We start from the raw sequence: 17,611 nt of genomic DNA, 5'->3' as shown, positions 1-17,611 counted from the left end.
GCCGCTTCGACCCCCTCAGTAGAGTCCCGACAATGACAGGGAAGCAGGGCCGTCGGCCAAAGATCGACCAGGATGGTGGCATCGAGGACGTGACACTCCTCATCCTGGAATGGCTGGGTGAGCAGGGCGTGAACGCCATGATCAGAGTGGACGCCGAGAGAGTGGCTGAAAGCGCGCCAGCGTGGACGTTCGCCGCCAGTGGGGGTCCCTTGGAGCATGGCATGCGTGCTGACGGGAGGACTGTGCAGCAATGCATGTCCACAGCACTGTTGCAGCTGCGCGAGGCCGGACTATCGGTTCCCTTTTGATCTTCGTCATCGCTCGTGTCTGGCTTCGCTCGTTATCAACGGGACCAAGCCGTTGTCGGCATCGCCGTGATCATCGAGGCCCGGCTGCCTCACTGAGGTGGCGACTGAGCCGGGCAGGTGCGAGACGCCTGATGGGGTCGGCCGTCAGCCAAGGGCAGGCCGCGCGGTAGACCGGCCGGCGTCCTGGCGGATGTTGGGCATGCCGAGATGGACGGTGGACGGTTGCGCCGCACGCTCGCGCATGGCCTCCAGCTTCTGTGTGGCGGCGGCCATGGTGGTCTCGATGGCGGCGACCTCGCCGAGCCAGCCGTGTTCCCCGGCTTCCTGGAGCCGGTCGACGAGGTTGACATCTGCGAGCACCTGGAGGCGCTGCACGGGGCCGGGGCGCCCGCGGTCGTCATGGTGCCCATCGGCTTCGTCTCCGACCACATGGAGGTCCTCTACGACCTCGACACCGAGGCCACCGCCAAGGCCGCCGAGCTGGGCCTCCCGGTCCGGCGCTCGGCGACCGTCGGTGCCGACCCGCGGTTCGCGGCGGCCGTGCGCGAGCTCGTCCTGGAGCGCGCGACGGCCGAGCGCGGGCAGCGTGCCGAGCGTTGCGCCCTGGGCGCGCTCGGAGCCTCGCACGACCTCTGTCCGATCGGCTGCTGCCCCGCACGCGCGGAGCGCCCCGCGGCGGCCGGCGCCGACAGCCCGTACGCCTGAGGGACGCGCCGGAGCCCCGGGGACGCTCAGCGCGGGTGCTCCGGGGCGCCGGCCAGGGGCGCGAGCAGATGCCGTTCGACCGCCGCCGCCGGGTCGGCTCCGGGCGGGAGCCTCGGCGGCTCCCCGGTCACCGCCCGGGCGGCGAACCCGCCCTCCAGGTGGGGCAGGCGCGCGTCGACGATCCGGACGCCCCGGGCCCGCTGTTCCCTGCCGACGACGGCCAGCCAGGTGGCGAGGGCCGTCTTGGCCGCGGCGTAGTCGGCCATGCCCCGCGGGGGCGCGTCGACGACCGCGCCGGTGACGACGCCGATCGCGCCTCCGGCCTCCAGGACTGTCAGGGCGCCCCGGACCACCGCCATGGGCGCCAGGGCGTTCACGGTCATGAGGTGCTCGGCGGCGGGCTCGTCGACGCTCTCGGCCGGCCCGAAGCCCGCCACTCCGACGGCCACGACGACGCGGTCGAGGCGGCCGAGGGAACGGGCCGCCCAGAGTGCGAGGGCCGCGCAGCCGTCGAGGTCGTAGGCGTCGAAGAGACGCCGGGGGCAGTCGCCGGGCAGCCGCGACGGGTCGGCGAGCCGCTCGGCGTTCCTGCCGGCCAGGGCCACCGACGCGCCCTGCCGGTGCAGGGCCCGCGCGGCGAGCCCGCCGACCATCCCCGTCGCCCCCACGACCAGGACCGCGGTCACCTCGGGGGCCCTTCGGAGATCGCCGGACCGGCCGTTCCGGGGAGCGTCGGCACCGTGGTGCGCGCGGCCCCGGGCGGGAGGGACGCGGCGGCGAGGCGGCGGCGGCGCGCCAGCGACTCCGCGGCGGCCTCGCGCGGGTGGCGCCTGCGCCAGTAGGGGTTGTCGTGCGACAGCTTGCTGGACACCCGCCCGTACATGCCGAACGTGAGGATCAGCAGCCCCATGAGGAAACTGAACATCACGTTGGTCATGCCGAAGTCGAGGAAGTTGGCGGGCCGGTCGAGCACGAACAGGTGGTAGAAGCCGCTGAGCAGGAACCCGCCGCCCACAAGCAGGTTGACGGTGGAGGCGATGTTCCCGCCCGCGACCGCGCCGGCCAGGAGGAGCAGCCCCGTGAGCACCGAGATCCAGCTCAGCGCGGTGTTGGTGGTCATCCCGGCGATCCGCGCGCCGGAGGTGTCGAAGGGGCTCAGCGCGTCGGCGAAGCCGAGGCAGCCGAACACGAGGAGGACGCAGCCGCAGAGGGCGGCACCCCAGCGGTACACGGTGGTGAGGTGGTGGTCCACCGGAAGTTCGTCTTTGAGTCGCACAGCTGGTTTCCCTGCCTGTCCGTGGTTCCGTCCGTCGCCCGGGCCACCGCCGTACGGATCGGGCTCCACGCGAACGGACATGTGCCGAAGCACCTTTCGTGATGCTTCATGCCTTCTTCTCACCCCGAGAGCGCACGGATGCGCCTCCCGGGCCGGCAGCGAGCCGTTCACCCGTCCGCCCCCGCGGGGCGGCCCGGTCGCATCCGCGGAGCGGTGCGCGGCGGAAGAACGGGCAGCGGAGCCATGACGAGAGCCGAGGAGAGCCCATGGACGGCGCGGAGGAAGCGGCGGACGGCGTCCGGCAACCCGCCCGGCCCGGTGACCGGCCGACGGAGAGCGTGTGGGACTACCCGCGCCCGCCCCGGCTGGTCGGCGACGACCGCCGCGTGACGGTGGTGGTGGACGGCCGGGTCGTCGCTGACACGCGCGCCGGCCTGCGGGTCCTGGAGACCAGCCACCCACCGACGTACTACCTGCCCCGCCGCGACGTGCGCGCGGAGTTCCTGCGCCCCCGGCCCGGCCGCACCCACTGCGAGTGGAAGGGCGCCGCGTCCTACTGGGACGTCGTCGTCGGCGGGCTCGTCGTCCCCCGCGCCGCGTGGAGCTACGAGGAACCCCTCGGCCCGTACGAGGCGCTCCGCGGCCACCTCGCCTTCTATCCGTCCGCGGTGGGGTGCGCGGTCGACGGGGAGCCGGTAACCGCTCAGGACGGCGACTTCTACGGCGGGTGGATCACGCGCGAGATCGAGGGCCCTTTCAAGGGCGGTCCCGGCACGTGGGGCTGGTGAGCCAGTCCCCCGCCCACCGGGGCGGCCGCGGCCGGATCCTCGGGTGCATCCGGTCCGGGGGCCCGGCCGGAAACCCAGGACGACCGGTGCCGGCGCGCGGCCCGGTGGCAGGCGGAGGAGGCCGTACGGTGATCAGTGTGGAGCGGGTGCTCGTGGTGCGACGGCCCGTGGCGGAGGTCATCGCCTACCTGGAGGACTTCACCCGTGCCGAGGAGTGGGACCCCGGCACCGTGCGCTGCGTGCGGCTCGACGACGGGCCCGTGCGGCGGGGCGCCCGGTGGCTCAACACGTCCCGGTTCCGTGGCCGCACGACCGAGCTGCGGTACGAACTCTTCGTCCGGGAACCCTTCCGCCTGGTGTTCCGCGGCGAGAACAGGACCGTGACGGCGCTGGACGACCTGCGGTTCGCCGAGGAGGGGACGGCGACGCGGCTGACGTACCGTGCGTCGCTCACCTTCAAGGGCCTCGCACGGCTGGCCGCGCCGTTCCTGCGCGGCGAGTTCGAGCGGCTGGCCGACGGCGTGGCCGAGCGCCTTCCCCCGGCGGCCGGGGCCTGGCGTCCCTGACCGTCCGCCCCCGCTCCGCACGCGCCTGTCCGCCCCGCTCCCGCACCCCACGGTGGTGACCATGCACGACACCGATCCCGGCATCACCACGGGTGCCCTGGCCCGGCGTCTCGGCGTCTCCCCGACCACCGTGCGGTCCTGGGACCGGCGGTACGGCATCGGCCCGGCCGACCACGGGTGCGGACGCCACCGGCGGTGGAGCCCCGCAGACGTGGCGATGCTGGAGGAGATGTGCCGTCTCACGGCCTCCGGCGTCCCGCCGGCCGAGGCGGCGCGGGCCGCCCGCCGGGAACGCTCCTCGCCGGGCTCGCGAGACGCCTCCGCCGTGCGTGCCGCCGCTCCGGACCGTGCCGCCGTCACCAGTCCGGCGGCACCCGAGGGGGAACCCGGACCGGAACGCCCGCGGGAACCGGCGGCGCCCGCCCGGCGGTCGGCGGCCGGCAGCGGACTGCCGCTGGGCGACGTCCGGCAGGAGAGCCGGGGGCTGGCCCGCGCCGCCATGCGGCTCGACGCGCCCGCCATGGAGGAGCTGCTCCGGGCGGCGATGACGGAGTACGGCCTGGTCACCTCCTGGGAGGAGATCATGGCGCCGACCCTGCGCGCGGTGGGCCGGAAGTGGGAGTCGTCGGACGACCGCTACGTCGAGGTGGAGCACCTGCTCTCCTGGCACATCTCCACGACGCTGCGGCGGGCCGCCGCCTCCGGACCCGCGGTCACCTCCCAGGCGCCGCCGGTCCTGCTGACGTGCGTCCCTTCGGAACAGCACACGCTGCCGCTGGAGGCGCTCGCCGCGGGCCTGGCCGAACGCGGGCTGCCGACCAGGATGTTCGGCGCGGCCGTGCCCGCCGAGGCCCTCGACGCGGCGGTCCGGCACTCGGGGCCCGCCGCCGTCGTCCTCTGGTCCCAGTCCCGGGCCACCGCCGACCCCGCCCTGGCCCAGCGGGTCGCGCGGGCCACGTTCGGGGTGCGGGGAGCGCGCACCTCGCCCCAGGTCCTCCTCGCGGGCCCCGGCTGGCCCGGCCGGACGCCCGTGCCCGGCATGGTGCGTCCCGCCGGCCTGCGCGAGGCCCTCGCCCTGATCTCCCGGCTGTACGGGGAGGGCGAGGGCGTCGAGGAGCCGACCGGGCGGCAGGAGGGGGCCTCCGGGGCCTTCGGGGCCGGCGGCTGAGGTCGGCCCCGGGCTGCTGACGCCGGCCCCGGGCTGTTCAGGGACGGGGCAGGCCGGGCGTCCCCGGCCAGCGCGGGCGGGGCGGCAGGGGGACGAAGCCGCTCGTCCGGGCCCGGTACTCCGCGTAGCCCGGACGGTCCCGCATGTGGGCCTCCAGGAGCCGTTTGCCGCTGCCCCAGATGAGGAGGCCGCTCATGACGAGCGGGGAGACCAGGGTGAGCAGGGCGGTCTGCCAGGTGGCGCAGGCCGTCAGGTAGAGGCCCCACCACACCACGAAGTCACCGAAGTAGTTCGGGTGGCGGGTCCAGCTCCACAGGCCCCGGTCCATGACGCGCCCCCGGTTGGCCGGGTCCGACTTGAAGCGGGCGAGCTGGTGGTCCCCCACCGCCTCGCAGGCGAGTCCGGCCGCCCAGACGGCGAGCCCGAGATACAGGGTCGCGCCCGGTGGTCCGGGCAGCAGGACCGCGAACTGGACGGGCAGCGAGACCAGCCAGACGAGGGCGCCCTGGAGCAGGTACACCTTCCCCAGGGCGTAGAGGGCGGGGTTGCCGCGGGCGCGGGCGAGCATGCGCGCGTACCGGGGGTCCTCCCCGTGGCCGCGCCCCCGGCGGGCGATGTGGACGGCGAGCCGCAGTCCCCAGACGACGGTCGCGAGCGCGACGATGCTCCGCCGGACGCCGTCGCCGTGGCCGTGGCCGTCCGCCAGGAACCAGGACACCGACGCGACGGCCGCGAAGGCGATGCCCCAGGCGACGTCGACGATCCGGTGCAGCCGCCGGGCGGTGCCGACGGCGAAGGCCACCAGCATGACGGCGAGGGCGGCGGCGGCCGAGGCGGCCAGGACGGAGCCGAGCGCCGTGGTGTCGACGGAGCTCACGGCGTCTCCCCGTACCGGTCGGCCGGGGAGGAGGACGCCGTGCCCGTGTCGTCGGCGACGAGCCGGAGCTGGCGGACGTCGAGGTAGTGGGCGCGGAACCCGGCCTCGGACCAGGCGAGGTAGAACTCCCACATGCGGCGGAAGACGCGGTCGAAGCCGAGGGCCTCGACGGCCGCCTCCTCGTGCTGGAATCGGGCGCGCCACTCGTGGAGGGTCTCCGCGTAGTGACCGCCGAAGCCGGTGTCGTGGGTGATGCTCAGTCCGGCGGCGGCGGACTCACGGGCGATGGCCTCCGGTGAGGGGATGAGGCCGCCGGGGAAGACGTACTTGCTGATCCAGGTGTGGGTGCGGGCGGTCGCGAGCATCCGTTCGTGCGGCATCGTGATGGCCTGGAGCGCGACCCGGCCGCCGGGGGCGAGGAGGCGCCGGAGGGCGGCGAAGTAGTCAGGCCAGAACTCGGCGCCGACGGCCTCGATCATCTCGACGCTCACGACGGCGTCGTACCGGCCGCGTACGGCCCGGTAGTCCAGGAGTTCGATGGTGACGCGGTCGGCGACGCCGGCCCGGGCGATGCGCTCCCGCGCGAGGGCGAGCTGCTCCTCGGAGAGGGTGACGGTGCGGACGCGGGCGCCGCGGGCCGCGGCGCGGATCGCGAGTTCGCCCCAGCCGGTGCCGATCTCCAGGAGCTCGGTGCCCGGGCCGGTCTCCGCCAGGTCGAGGAGCCGGTCGATCTTGCGGTGCTGGGCGGTGGTGAAGGCCGCGTCGGAGAGTACCCCTGAGGTGCCGGGGGCGCCGGGGAGGGGATCGAAGACGGCGGACGAGTAGCTGAGTCCGGGGTCGAGGAAGAGGGCGAAGAGCTCGTTGGAGAGGTCGTAGTGACGGCGGATGTTCTCGCGGGACCCGTCGGGGGTGTTGAGGTCGGCGCGCGGCCTGCGCCGCACCCAGGCTCCCCTGAACCGGTGCAGCGGTGCGGGGACGAGGTCGTCGACGTGGCGGGCGAGGACGGTGAGGACGCCCACGAGGTCGTCGGCGTCCCATTCGCCGGCCATGTACGACTCCCCGAAGCCGATCAGCCCGTCGGAGGCGATCCGCCGGTGGAAGGCCTCGGGGTCGTGCAGCGTGAGCGTCGGTACGGCGCCGGCGTCGCCGTACCGCGGCGCCGGGATGGTGGTCCCGCCGGTCGTCACCGTCCGCAGGGGCAGCCGGGTGAACGCGCGTCCGATGATGCGGCGCGCCACGGCGGTGCGCACGGCGGAGGCATGCGGGGCGCGGGCGACGTCCGGCCAGCGGTCGGGGTCGACCTCGACGCGGCCCCCGTGGACGTCGTGGGTGGCGGGCGGTGGAGTCGAGAGGGTCACGGGGTGCCTTCCTGCGGGGTGGGGGTGGTGCGGGGCCGGACGCGGAGCCCCTTGAGGTAGAGGCGGACGCCGTGGCGGCGGATGCCGAGGGAGACGGCCGCGGTCGACCACGGGTGGCGGAGCGTGGCCGCCAGGAGGCCACCGGGGCCGGCGGGCCGCCGGGCGCCGCGGACGGTGGCGGTCAGGGGGCGGCTGCCGTCGGTGTCGCGGAGCTGGACGGTCAGGTCGAGGCGGTCGCCGGGGAGCGGCAGCCGCATCCGGTAGGTGCCCGCGACGTCCAGGAACGGCGAGACGTAGAAGCCCTTGGCCGTCTCGGCGCGGCCTCGCGCGTCGGTGCGCAGCAGGTAGGTGTGCCGCCCGCCGTACGTGTTGTGCACCTCGGCCACGACGCAGACGGGCCGGCCGGCCCGGTCGTGGCACCAGTAGAGGCTGAGCGGGTTGAAGACGTGTCCGAGCACTCGCGCGTGGGCGAGCATCAGCACTTGGCCGTCCGCGTCGTGGACGCCGTGCGCGGCCAGCCGGGCGTCGAGCCCGGCCCGGAGGGAGGGGGCGTCCCCGTCGAAGTGGTCGGCCGGGTCGAAGCGGGCGAGCGGGCGGAGCGGCCGCGGCAGGAGCGGCGGGTCGTCCAGGTCGACCAGCCACATGTAGGTGCGATGCCGGATCCCGTACCGGAACGGGGTGACGCGGGTGTGCGTGATCTCCGTCTCGTACAGGGCCGGTACGAGGGGCGGTATCGGGGCGGTCGTCTTCATGTCCGGGCTCCCAGGTGACGGGCGGCCTCGACGCCCGAGCGGCAGCCGTCCTCGTGGAAGCCCCAGCCGTGGTACGCGCCGGCGTAGGCGGTGACGGGCGTGCGCAGGGTCGGCAGGAGCCGCTGGGCGGCCACCGATTCCGGGGTGTAGACGGGGTGTTCGTACGTCATGCGGGCCAGCACCGTCGAGGCGTCGACGCGGTCTCCGGGGTTGAGGGTGACGACGTGCGGCTCGCGGGTGCGGAGCCGCTGGAGCCGGTTCATGTCGTAGCTGACCTGCACGGAGCCCGGGCGGGCGGTGCAGGACGGCAGGAGGTAGTTCCAGGAGGCGCGGGCGTGGGGCGAGCGCGGCAGCAGGCTCGTGTCGCGGTGCAGGACGGTCGGATTGCGGGAGTACGTGAACGCGCCGAGGACCCGCCGTTCCTGCTCGGTGGGGTCGGCGAGCAGCCGCAGGGCCTGGTCGGGGTGGACCGCGAGCACGACGGCAGCGTGCTCGGCCGACGCGCCGTCCGCGGTGACGACCGTGGCCCGGCCGTCCCCCCGGATCACGGCGCGCACCGCGGTGTCGACCCGCACGGAGGGGATCGACTTGGCGAGGCGTTCGACGTACGCGGCGGATCCGCCGGTGACGGTCTTCCACTGGGGGGATCCGGTCACGGAGAGGAGCCCGTGGTGGTCGAGGAAGCGGAAGAGGTACACGGCCGGGTAGCGCAGCGCCGTGTCGGGGGCGCAGGACCAGACGGAGGAGACGAGGGGGATCGCGAAGTGGCTGACGAAGTGGGCGGAGAAGCGGTGGGCGCGGAGGAAACCGCCGAGCGTGAGGGTCATGTCGTCGGCGGCGAGCAGACCGCGGGCGGCACGGTGGAACCGGGGCACGTGGGCGAGCGTCAGCAGGTGCTCGCGCCGCCGGACGTTGCCCCCGCCGAGCATGCCGCGGAGACCGCGCGCGCCCGCGTACTCCAGGCCGCAGCCGTCGCAGCGCACGGACATGCTCATCTCGGCGTCCTGCGTGGCGACGTCCAACTCGCGGAAGAGGCGCAGGAGGTGGGGGTAGGTGCGTTCGTTGTGGACGATGAAGCCGGTGTCCACGTGGAGCGTCCTGCCCTCGGCGGCGGGCAGTTCGTGGGTGTGCGCGTGGCCGCCGAGCCGGTCGTCCGACTCGTACAGCACCACGTCGTGTGTCCGGGAGAGGTAATGGGCGGCGGTGAGGCCCGCCACCCCCGCCCCCACCACGGCGACGCTGCGTCCGTTCATCGTGTCCCATCCCCTTGTGTGCGGCGCTCCCGTGCGGAGGCGACGCCGTGTCGTGTGCTGTGCCCGCTCGCAGGGCGGTCGGGCCGTGAAGTGGTTCGGAGCCGTCGGCCGCCTGGATGGGTCGGATCCTGAGCGGATCCGGGGCCGGTTCCCGGACCGCGGCGGCGGCGCGTCGGTGCCCGGTTCGGCCGGGAGCTCGACCGGGCGCTCCGGCGGCTCGGCCGTCACGGGTCGGATGTGACCGGTCGGGCGTGAGCGGTCGGTCAGCGGCGCCCGCCGGCGCCGGCCAGTTCGAGGTTGCGCCTCATGCGCTGGAGACCGCGGCGGGCGTGGCTCTTGACCGTGCCGAGCGGCATGCCGGTCCGGTCGGCGATCTGGGTCTGGGTCAGGTCGGTGAAGAAGGCGAGCTCCAGGACGTCCCGCTGCACGTGCGGCAGCCGGGACAGCTCCTCGGTGACGACCAGCCGGTCCAGGACCCGCTCGGGCTCGTCGTGCACCGGGCTTTCCCGCTCCAGGGACGCGCCGAGGCTCGCCGCGAGTTCGATCCGCCGTGTGCGGGCGGTCAGGGCGTCGGCGATCTTGCGTCGGGCGATGCCGGTGATCCAGGCGGGCAGACTGCCCCGTTCGGGACGGAAGTTGGCCCGGCCGCGCCAGGCGGCGACGAACACCTGCTGGGTGACGTCCTCCGCCTCCCGGGGGTCCCCGAGGGCGCGGGCCGCGAGGGTCTGCACCAGGCGGCCCCAGCGCTGGTAGGCGACGGCCAGGCACTGGTCGTCGCCGTCGACCAGGCCCCGGGCGATCCGGTCGTCGGTGGCGGTGTCGTCGGCGCCGACCGGGGTGGTGGCGTCGCTGGTGGTGTCCGTGTGGACGACTGTCGTGGGAGAGGCGGGGGCGGGGGCTCCGGTCGGCCGTGGTGCGGTCATGGCACTTCCTCCTCCAGGTGGTGGCGTGGGCGTCCCCCCGGGTATGCCGCGTGCGCTTCGCGAGCGGCCGGTCCGGGACCTCGATGACCCCGTGGGCATCACGTTCCGCCCGGCGGCTCCCGCCCACAACTCGCATCGTTTACGCATCGGAATTTCTCGCAAATCGATGCACGCGAGGAACGTCGCAGCTCAGGTGATGTCACCGCGACGAGATCGTGACCTTCGGGGCCCATCCGGCGGGGCACCCGCGCCGAAGTACCCCCGGGAGCTTCCCGCACGCTCTCCGCGGGCTGCCGAACGGGCGGCCGCAGGCCCGCCGAACCGCGAAGGACCAGCATGCGATGGCTCCCCACTCCGAGGACGACCCCTCCGGGCGGCTCCGTCCCATCCCGACTTCCGGGGCCGGCAAGGTGACCCGGCCCGCTCCCCTCCGGTGCCGCCGGCACCGACGCGCGGGGCGGTCCGGTCGACGTGATGCGGGAGGTCGCCAGGGGCGACAGGGAGGCGTTCTCCACGCTCTACGACACCCTCGCCCCGCTGGTCTTCGGCACCGTACTGCGCGTGGTGCGCGACCGGGCCCAGTCCGAGGAGGTCACCCAGGAGGTCATGATCGAGCTGTGGCGCCAGGCCGCCCGGTGCGAGCCGACGGCCGGAAGCGTGACGACCTGGGCGGCGACGATCGCCCACCGGCGGGCCGTCGACCGCGTGCGCTCGGCCCGGGCCGCGTACGACCGGGAGCAGGCCCAGGCGGCACGAGAGCACACCACCGCCTTCGACGAGGTCGCCGAGCAGGTGGAGACCCGGCTGGAGCGCGAGCGGGTACGCCGTTGTCTGCGCGGTCTGACCGAACTCCAGCGCGAGGCCGTGATCCTCGCCTACTACCAGGGCCTGACCTATCGCGAGGTCACCCAGAGCCTGCGGACCCCGCTTCCGACCATCACGACACGCATGCGCGACGGACTGATCCGCCTCCGCGACTGCATGGGCGTGACCTCGTGACCCGGCAGCACCACTCCGACCTCCACGCGCTCACGGCCGCGTACGCTCTGCACGCCCTCGACCCCGTGGAACGGGACGAGTTCGCCGCCCACCTCACGCACTGCGAGGACTGCCGCAGGGAGGTGAGCGGATTCGAGGCGACCGCCGCGCGGCTCGCGGCCTCCGTCGGCCGGACGCCGCCGGAGGCCCTCAAGCGGCGGCGGACGCTCGCCGCCGTCGAGGGCGCACGCCAGCTGCCGCCCCGCGTGCGGGCCGTCGGCCCGACGGCGGGCCTGACCCGGTCGGTCAGGCGCAGGGCGGTCCCGCTCGCGCTCGCCGCGAGCCTGGCCGCCGCCGCGTCCTTCGCCGGCCTCGCCGCCTGGCGGCACCAGCAGAACGAGGACGCCCGGCAGCAGGCCCGGCAGGCCCAGGAACGACTGGAGGCCGTGAGCGGGGTGCTGGCCGCGCCCGACGCGCGGACCGTGCACGGGCGGGCCACCAACGGCGCGGTGACCACGGTCGTCTCGTCGGGCCGGCAGAACCGGGCAGTTTTCACGGCCACCGGGCTTCCGGTCCCGGCGGAGGGCCACACGTACCAGCTGTGGCTCGACCACGAGGGAACGATGCGGCCCGCCGGGTTCATCCACGCCGACGGCACGGTCCTCCTCGACGGCTCCCGCACGACGCGACGGGAGTGGGGCTCACCCTCGAACCGGCAGGGGGGTCGGCGCGGCCCACGACCCGGCCCCTGCTCCTGCTGGCCCTTCCGGCCTGACCTCTCCCCCGTTGGGTCGGACCCCCGGGCCCTGAGGACGCACGAACCGACGCTCCGCCCCGGCCTGCAAGGGCCGAGCCGGAGCGTCGGCCGACCGACCTCTTCCGGCAGGATCCACGCGGCACGCTGACGCCGGGCACCCTCACCACGAGGACCTGTCGCAGCCGCGGGAACCGGGCCGGTCGCTCCGGTCCTGGTCACCCGCCGCGGCCGGGACGGCTCGCCGCCCGGGCGGCGGAGCGGTCGATCAGCTTCTCCTCGATGTGGCCGCCCGTGCCGAGCAGACCGGTCTGCTCGAACGAGTTCTCCCTCAGGAGCCGGGGAAGCTCGCGGCGGGAGAGCAGGTCCACCGCTATGGGGAAGAAGGCCCGCCCGGCCTGGGCGAGCCGGAGCCAGGGAGGGGCGTAGACGGAGGCGCGGCGCCGTTCGATCCCCCGCACCAGCCAGGACGCGACCTGGTCCACCGGATACACGCGGCGGGCGGGGGCGGGCATGTGCCCGCGGAGTTCGCGCAGGACCGTGTGACGGTCGACGTCGCGGACCATGTCCGTATCGGTCCAGTGCAGGTAGGCCACGCCCACGCCGACGCCCAGGTGTGCCACCTCGGCCCGCAGGGAGCGGGCGAATGCCTCGGCGCCCGCCTTGGACGCGCAGTACGCGCTCATCATCGGGGCCGCGCCGAAGGCGGCGGTGGAGGCGACCTGGAGGAAGTACCCCCGGGTGGCCCGCAGCCCCGGCAGGAAGGCGCGCGCGGTGATCGCGCTGCCGACCAGGTTGACCTCCACGACCCGGCGCCAGGTGTCGGGGTCGGAGCTCTCGAAGGGACCGCCCTCCGCGACGCCCGCGTTGGCGATGACGACCGACGGCGGGCCGAGAATCCGCGTCACCTCCTCGGCGGCCCGCTCCATGCCCGAGTCGTCGGTGACGTCGACCTCCACGATGTGGCTCTCGGTGCCGAGCGTCTCGGCCACGGCGGCGAGCCTGGAGTACTCCCGCCCCAGGAGGGCCACGCGCATGCCGCGCGCGGCCAGCAGTCGCGCCAGGCCGGCGCCGAGCCCTCGGGCGGCGCCGGTGATGACCACGACACGGCCTCGGGGTTCCGGGGAACGATGCATGAGGGCCTCCGATGAGGAGAGGGGGGCGGTGACGGGACCGACGTCTCGCCACGTGCCCTGAGTACTTCGCGGGACACCTGCACGGCGGATGCGGGGGCGCTGGCCTCGCGGCCGTCCCACCCGATCGGACCGCATCCGGCCGAGGCGCCGGGATCGAACCCCCGGTTGAGCGCGGGGCCCGGGCGACCGCCCCGCCCCGCGCCCGACGAGGGAAAGGCACGGACGAGGGATGAAGGAGAGGGACGGACGAGGGATGAGGACGGACCACGGATGACCGACACGCACTGGCTCTTCGGCGACCAGCTCGGCCCCTCCTTCCTGGAACCCGGCGACCGCGGCCCGGCCCGCGACGCGCCCGTGGTGCTGATCGAGGCCCGGTCCGTCTTCCGGCGCCGCCGCTTCCACCGGGCCAAGGCCCACCTGGTCCTCTCGGCCATGCGGCACCGCGCCGCCGAACTCGGTGACCGGGTGACGTACGTACGGGCGGACACCTACACAGAGGGACTGCGGAAGGCCGTGGGCGACGGCCGGGTGACAGTGCACCACCCGACCTCGCGGGCCGCGCTGCGTCTCGTCCGCTCACTCGGCAACGTCACCGTGCTGCCGCCGCGCGGCTTCCTGGTGAGCCCCGAGCAGTTCGCCGCGTGGGCGGACGGGCAGCGCACGCTCCGCATGGAGAACTTCTACCGGCACGTCCGGCGGGACCACGACTTCCTGATGGAGGGCGGCGAACCGGCCGGCGGCACATGGAACCTCGACCACGAGAACCGCCGCCCACCACCACGCGGAGCCGACACGCTGGGCGCCCCCGCGCCGTACCGCCCCCGTGAGGACGCCATCGACGAGGAGGTCCGGCACGACCTCGACCGCTGGGAACGCGACGGAGACGTCTCCTTCGTGGGCCGGGACGGCCCACGGATGTTCCCCGCCGACCGGCGGCAGGCGCTCGCCGCCCTGCGGCGCTTCCTGGACCACCGGCTCGCCGGTTTCGGCGCGTACGAGGACGCCGTGCTCGCCGCCGACGGCACCATGAGCCACAGCCTTCTGTCGACCTCCCTCAACCTGGGCCTGCTCGACCCGGCCGAGTGCGTCGAGGGGGCGCAGGCCGTCTGGCGGGCGGGCGGCGCCCCGCTGAACTCGGTGGAGGGGTTCGTCCGGCAGGTCGCCGGATGGCGCGAGTACGTGTGGCACCTCTACTGGTACTTCGGCGAGGAGTACCGCACGAGCAACGCCCTCGGGCACACCGGCGCGCTCCCCCGCTGGTGGCAGGAGCTGGACGCGGACGCGGTGTCGGCCCGGTGCGTGGCCACGGCCCTGCGCCAGGTCCGGGACACGGGCTGGACCCACCACATCCCGCGACTCATGGTCCTGGGCAGCTACGCGCTCCAGCGCGGCTGGGACCCGGCCGCCGTCACCGACTGGTTCCACCGCAGCTTCGTCGACGGCTACGACTGGGTCATGCTGCCCAACGTCGTCGGCATGTCGCAGTACGCGGACGGGGGCCGGATGACGACCAAGCCGTACACCTCAGGGGGCGCCTACATCGACCGCATGAGCGACCTCTGCGGGCCCTGCCCCTACCGCCCGGACCGTCGGGTCGGCGAGGAGGCGTGCCCGTTCACGGCCGGGTACTGGGCCTTCCTCCACCGGCACCGCGACCGGCTCGGCCGCAACCACCGCATGGCGCAGCCGGTACGGGGCCTCGACCGGCTGCGGGATCTTCCCGCCCTTCTGGAGCAGGAGCGGGGGCGGGGGGCGGGGCCGCCCTGACGGGGCGGCCCGCCCGGAACGGTCACGTCCCCGGGGCCCTTGGAGCTCCCACGCCTCGTGCTCAGGACTACTTCGGCATGAGGACGGTGTCGATGACGTAGACGTTGGCGTTGGAGGTCTTCACGTTGCCGCGGACCACCTTCGCGGTGTCGTTGACGGTGTAGTCCTCGCCGGAGCCCTTCGTGGTGATCATGCCCTTCTGGAGGGTCTCTCGAAGGAGCCGTTCTCGAGCTGCTCCGGGGTGAGCCGCTGGCCCACGACGTGGTAGGTGAGGATCTTGGACCGCAGCGCGTTCGTGACGAGCTCTGTCGTGACCATCAGCGCATCCGCGGCGGTCACGCTGTCGAGGCTGATACCGGCGCGTTACAGCAGCTCACCGACGCTGCGGCGGGCGGAGGCCGGTGTCACGTCGATGGCCGTGCCGCTGTCCGGGCGACGACCGGAGCCGGGGGTGCCGTCGGCTGCGGGCAGGTCCATAGGGTGATCGCCTGCCCTCGGTCGGGAAACCCATGCCGCCGATACGCCTGGTGGGAGGTGCGCAGCGCAATGCGATCGTGTCCAGGAGCGCTCGGGGTGGCGAGCGGGGAGGCCCGACGCGCTGCTGCTCGGTGGGGGCCGGTCACAGGTGCCCGGCCCCCACCAGGCGAAATCCGATCAGGTGTCCGGGCCGGCCCGCGTCGTTCGAGGCACCGCGGTGGCCGCGGGAGGGAGCCCGCGTCCACCGCGGTGCCCGCGGGCCGGCCGGGAGGTCAGGCCAGGTTGATGTTCTCGGCCTGGGGGCCCTTCTGACCCTGGGTGACGTCGAACGTCACGGTCTGGCCCTCCTGGAGCTCACGAAACCCGGTGGAGTTGATCGCGGAGTAGTGGGCGAAGACGTCCGGGCCGCCGCCGTCCTGGGCGATGAAGCCGAAGCCCTTCTCCGCGTTGAACCACTTCACAGTTCCCGTAGCCATATCCATGCCTTCCAGTCGACGGACGCCTCGCACACCATGCGGGAGACGGAGGTGATCGCCCTGGTTCCTGCGGCACAGCACAGCAAAGCGCCCACGCCAAGGCGTGGGCAAAGGGAAAATCCGAACCACGACAGCTGACGCAGACGATACCCGTCCGCACACGCTGTCACCAGGGGAAACCAGCCGATACACCCAGGCAGCTTGGAGACCAGGACCACCGGTGTTGCGGGGACGGGAACGGTGTCAGGCCGCGGCTTCCGGATGGGGGGTACCGGCGGCGCGGCGGTGTTCGGCGTTGAGGCGCTGGGCCTCTTCGAGCTGGTCCTCGAGGATGACGATGCGGCAGGCCGCCTCGATCGGGGTGCCCTGGTCGACGATCTCCCGGGCGCGGGCGGCGATCCGCAGCTGGTAGCGGGAGTAGCGGCGGTGGCCGCCGGCGGAACGCAGCGGGGTGATGAGGCGGGCCTCGCCGATCGCACGGAGGAAGCCCTGGGTGGTGCCGAGCATTTCGGCGGCCCGGCCCATGGTGTAGGCGGGGAAGTTGTCGTCGTCCAGACGGCCGCCGAGCGGGCTCATCGGGTTGTCTGCTGTCATCGCACCTCTTTCTGCAGCGCATGGAGGGGCCCTGGCGCCTATCGCGCCAGGGCCCCGAAGGAACTGCTACACCATCTGCCGGCCCTGATACTGCGCCGGCCTTCTGTTTCCGCCTACCCGACCTGAGTTTCGCCGGGGTTGCGGGGATCGCGGTGCTTGACCGGAGACCACCTCACTATCGATGTCCTGCGGTACCCGGACTCGCGTGGCGTCCGGGCGATCCTGATGGCGTCCCAACTCCTCCGTTTCTTCCCTCTGGTGATCAACTGCTTACCTGCAGGGAACTGCTGTACTGCTGATACTGCGAACTGCGGGTATTACTCCACTCGGTACTACTGGTACTGCGTACTGCCTGTCATGCTCGTGGCCTGACCAAGCACCACACTCCGGCAGCCAGCCCCGTTGCCCATCCTGCATCTGCTCTGGCTTAGAACCCCACTGCCGGACTTCCCGGTGCGCGCGTCCGCAGCCGACGCCTTCACCGAGGGTGCTGCTCACTTCACTGCTGGGTACTGCAACCACTGCATCAACTGCGGTACTGCCTGCGGCGGCCCCTGATGACTGCGGGCCACCCAGTCCGGTGATCAGTCCCGTCGCCGTCCTGCAACCACTCTGGCTTCGACACTCCACCACCGCACCGTCCTGCGACTGCGGGTACTGCTGCACGGCAGTTCATCTCTGCCGGGCCCTTCGTTCTCTCTGGGCTACGAGAGAAACCGTACTCACATCACCGGCGGATGTCTACTCTGTCCGTCATAGATTTTCATGTAACCGGCGAGCAGGTAATCAGTTCTGTCCGGGACAATACAGACGCGCGGCCCCCTCGGCTCCGGGTTGAGGCCCGCAGCCCGGGAAACGAGCAAGCAAGGCCGGGCCGTGGCGATCCAGAGACCAGGGTGACCTGATGGGCGCAATGAACATCAACGCCGCACCCGCCCGCGCCGCCTTATCCGTGGCCGGCGCACGTCGGAGAGCCTGGCTCTTCCTCGCCGCCCTCGTACCTCCGGCCACGGCCGAAGCCGCCGACACCGTCGTCCTGGTCGTATCCGAGCTCGTCACCAACGCCCTCCTCCACGGCGGCGGCACATGCGTTGCGGAGCCGACCGCGCACACGGAAGACATCGAGGTCGCCGTCCACGACCCCAGCCCGCAGCCACCCCGCATGCGCACCCCCGACCTGATCGAGGGCACCGGAGGCGTCGACTGACCCATGGCCGACGGCCTTGCCCGCACCACCGCCGTCACCCCCGGCCCGTACGGCGGCAAAGGGGCTTGCCCACCAGGTCTGGCCGTGCGCGGGGCGGACGAGCGGCGGTGCGGTTTCGGAGGTACGCCCTTCCGGTGGCCCGCGGTCTCCCCGCTGAAGGCAACCGCCCAGCCTTGCTTCCGGCTCACATATCCAGAGGGCGGGTTTCCCCGTACCTGATGCCCCCGCCCCGTGTATGCCGGGGC

Annotated in this window: 17 protein-coding genes and 3 pseudogenes; 9 read left to right on the top strand and 11 right to left on the bottom strand. The window is 73.5% G+C overall.

What is annotated here, in order from left to right:
- Positions 1–32 precede the first annotated feature (32 nt).
- Together ACZ3ZE_RS35610 and ACZ3ZE_RS35605 are read left to right on the top strand one after the other, a co-directional pair.
- Positions 33–308: a hypothetical protein gene (locus ACZ3ZE_RS35610; protein WP_123441626.1), complete on the top strand. Its 276-nt coding sequence runs from the start codon at positions 33–35 to the stop codon at positions 306–308.
- Between the two features lie 339 nt (positions 309–647).
- Positions 648–1,013, top strand: a pseudogene (locus tag ACZ3ZE_RS35605) (ferrochelatase); the annotation flags it as partial.
- 26 nt (positions 1,014–1,039) lie between these two features.
- On the opposite strand, the gene ACZ3ZE_RS35600 reads toward ACZ3ZE_RS35605, so the two are convergent.
- Positions 1,040–1,699, bottom strand: coding sequence for an SDR family NAD(P)-dependent oxidoreductase (locus ACZ3ZE_RS35600; protein WP_467261959.1), 660 nt, complete (start codon positions 1,697–1,699; stop codon positions 1,040–1,042).
- On the bottom strand, positions 1,696–2,289 hold the full coding sequence (locus ACZ3ZE_RS35595) for a DUF4383 domain-containing protein (protein ID WP_361176239.1): 594 nt from the start codon (positions 2,287–2,289) through the stop codon (positions 1,696–1,698). The genes ACZ3ZE_RS35600 and ACZ3ZE_RS35595 overlap by 4 nt, the downstream gene beginning before the upstream one ends.
- Positions 2,290–2,555: 266 nt before the next feature.
- On the opposite strand from ACZ3ZE_RS35595, the gene ACZ3ZE_RS35590 reads away from it, so the two are divergent.
- From ACZ3ZE_RS35590 to ACZ3ZE_RS35580, 3 genes are all read left to right on the top strand, one after another.
- Positions 2,556–3,077: a DUF427 domain-containing protein gene (locus ACZ3ZE_RS35590; RefSeq protein WP_467261957.1), complete on the top strand. Its 522-nt coding sequence runs from the start codon at positions 2,556–2,558 to the stop codon at positions 3,075–3,077.
- 128 nt (positions 3,078–3,205) lie between these two features.
- Positions 3,206–3,643 carry an SRPBCC family protein gene (locus tag ACZ3ZE_RS35585; RefSeq protein WP_361176243.1) on the top strand — a complete coding sequence of 146 codons (438 nt, stop codon included), beginning with the start codon at positions 3,206–3,208 and terminating at the stop codon, positions 3,641–3,643.
- A gap of 61 nt (positions 3,644–3,704) precedes the next feature.
- Positions 3,705–4,811, top strand: coding sequence for a MerR family transcriptional regulator (locus ACZ3ZE_RS35580; protein WP_467261955.1), 1,107 nt, complete (start codon positions 3,705–3,707; stop codon positions 4,809–4,811).
- Between the two features lie 37 nt (positions 4,812–4,848).
- On the opposite strand, the gene ACZ3ZE_RS35575 is transcribed toward ACZ3ZE_RS35580, so the two are convergent.
- The 5 genes from ACZ3ZE_RS35575 to ACZ3ZE_RS35555 form a co-directional block, all read right to left on the bottom strand.
- On the bottom strand, positions 4,849–5,688 hold the full coding sequence (locus ACZ3ZE_RS35575; RefSeq protein ID WP_467261953.1) for a DUF1295 domain-containing protein: 840 nt from the start codon (positions 5,686–5,688) through the stop codon (positions 4,849–4,851).
- A complete protein-coding gene (locus ACZ3ZE_RS35570) occupies positions 5,685–7,046 on the bottom strand; it encodes a cyclopropane-fatty-acyl-phospholipid synthase family protein (RefSeq protein WP_363293424.1) in 1,362 nt (453 codons plus the stop codon). Before ACZ3ZE_RS35570 ends, ACZ3ZE_RS35575 begins: the two co-directional genes overlap by 4 nt.
- Complete coding sequence (locus ACZ3ZE_RS35565) at positions 7,043–7,798, bottom strand: DUF1365 domain-containing protein (protein WP_361176251.1); 756 nt, start codon at positions 7,796–7,798, stop codon at positions 7,043–7,045. The genes ACZ3ZE_RS35570 and ACZ3ZE_RS35565 overlap by 4 nt, the downstream gene beginning before the upstream one ends.
- Positions 7,795–9,051 (bottom strand): NAD(P)/FAD-dependent oxidoreductase, encoded by a 1,257-nt coding sequence (locus ACZ3ZE_RS35560; RefSeq protein WP_361630839.1) that lies wholly within the window; start codon positions 9,049–9,051, stop codon positions 7,795–7,797. Before ACZ3ZE_RS35560 ends, ACZ3ZE_RS35565 begins: the two co-directional genes overlap by 4 nt.
- A gap of 263 nt (positions 9,052–9,314) precedes the next feature.
- Positions 9,315–9,974, bottom strand: coding sequence for an RNA polymerase sigma factor (locus ACZ3ZE_RS35555; RefSeq protein ID WP_467261951.1), 660 nt, complete (start codon positions 9,972–9,974; stop codon positions 9,315–9,317).
- A gap of 474 nt (positions 9,975–10,448) precedes the next feature.
- Between ACZ3ZE_RS35555 and sigK the strand changes: the two genes are divergently transcribed.
- Together sigK and ACZ3ZE_RS35545 are read left to right on the top strand one after the other, a co-directional pair.
- Positions 10,449–10,973: an ECF RNA polymerase sigma factor SigK gene (gene sigK / locus ACZ3ZE_RS35550; RefSeq protein ID WP_467261949.1), complete on the top strand. Its 525-nt coding sequence runs from the start codon at positions 10,449–10,451 to the stop codon at positions 10,971–10,973.
- Positions 10,970–11,857, top strand: a complete 888-nt coding sequence (locus ACZ3ZE_RS35545; protein ID WP_467261947.1) for an anti-sigma factor — start codon at positions 10,970–10,972, stop codon at positions 11,855–11,857. Before sigK ends, ACZ3ZE_RS35545 begins: the two co-directional genes overlap by 4 nt.
- Before the next feature lie 67 nt (positions 11,858–11,924).
- On the opposite strand, the gene ACZ3ZE_RS35540 is transcribed toward ACZ3ZE_RS35545, so the two are convergent.
- Entirely contained in the window at positions 11,925–12,842 is a 918-nt protein-coding gene (locus ACZ3ZE_RS35540; protein WP_361176259.1) for an SDR family oxidoreductase, read from the bottom strand.
- Between the two features lie 270 nt (positions 12,843–13,112).
- Between ACZ3ZE_RS35540 and ACZ3ZE_RS35535 the strand changes: the two genes are divergently transcribed.
- Complete coding sequence (locus ACZ3ZE_RS35535; RefSeq protein WP_467261945.1) at positions 13,113–14,612, top strand: cryptochrome/photolyase family protein; 1,500 nt, start codon at positions 13,113–13,115, stop codon at positions 14,610–14,612.
- Between the two features lie 67 nt (positions 14,613–14,679).
- Here the strand turns inward: ACZ3ZE_RS35535 and ACZ3ZE_RS35530 are convergent.
- The 3 genes and pseudogenes from ACZ3ZE_RS35530 to ACZ3ZE_RS35520 all read right to left on the bottom strand — a co-directional run.
- A pseudogene (locus tag ACZ3ZE_RS35530) lies at positions 14,680–14,888 on the bottom strand (fasciclin domain-containing protein); the annotation flags it as partial.
- A gap of 473 nt (positions 14,889–15,361) precedes the next feature.
- A complete protein-coding gene (locus ACZ3ZE_RS35525) occupies positions 15,362–15,565 on the bottom strand; it encodes a cold-shock protein (protein WP_055603386.1) in 204 nt (67 codons plus the stop codon).
- Between the two features lie 243 nt (positions 15,566–15,808).
- A complete protein-coding gene (locus ACZ3ZE_RS35520; RefSeq protein WP_467261943.1) occupies positions 15,809–16,159 on the bottom strand; it encodes a helix-turn-helix domain-containing protein in 351 nt (116 codons plus the stop codon).
- Positions 16,160–17,063: 904 nt separating this feature from the next.
- Between ACZ3ZE_RS35520 and ACZ3ZE_RS35515 the strand changes: the two are divergent.
- Positions 17,064–17,426: pseudogene (locus ACZ3ZE_RS35515) on the top strand (ATP-binding protein); the annotation flags it as partial.
- Between the last annotated feature and the right edge of the window lie 185 nt (positions 17,427–17,611).

The organism is Streptomyces sp. NPDC023157 (genome assembly GCF_055560575.1).
The sequence above is the reverse complement of the archived record's forward strand: the minus strand, read 5'-3'. Positions and strand labels throughout refer to the sequence as shown.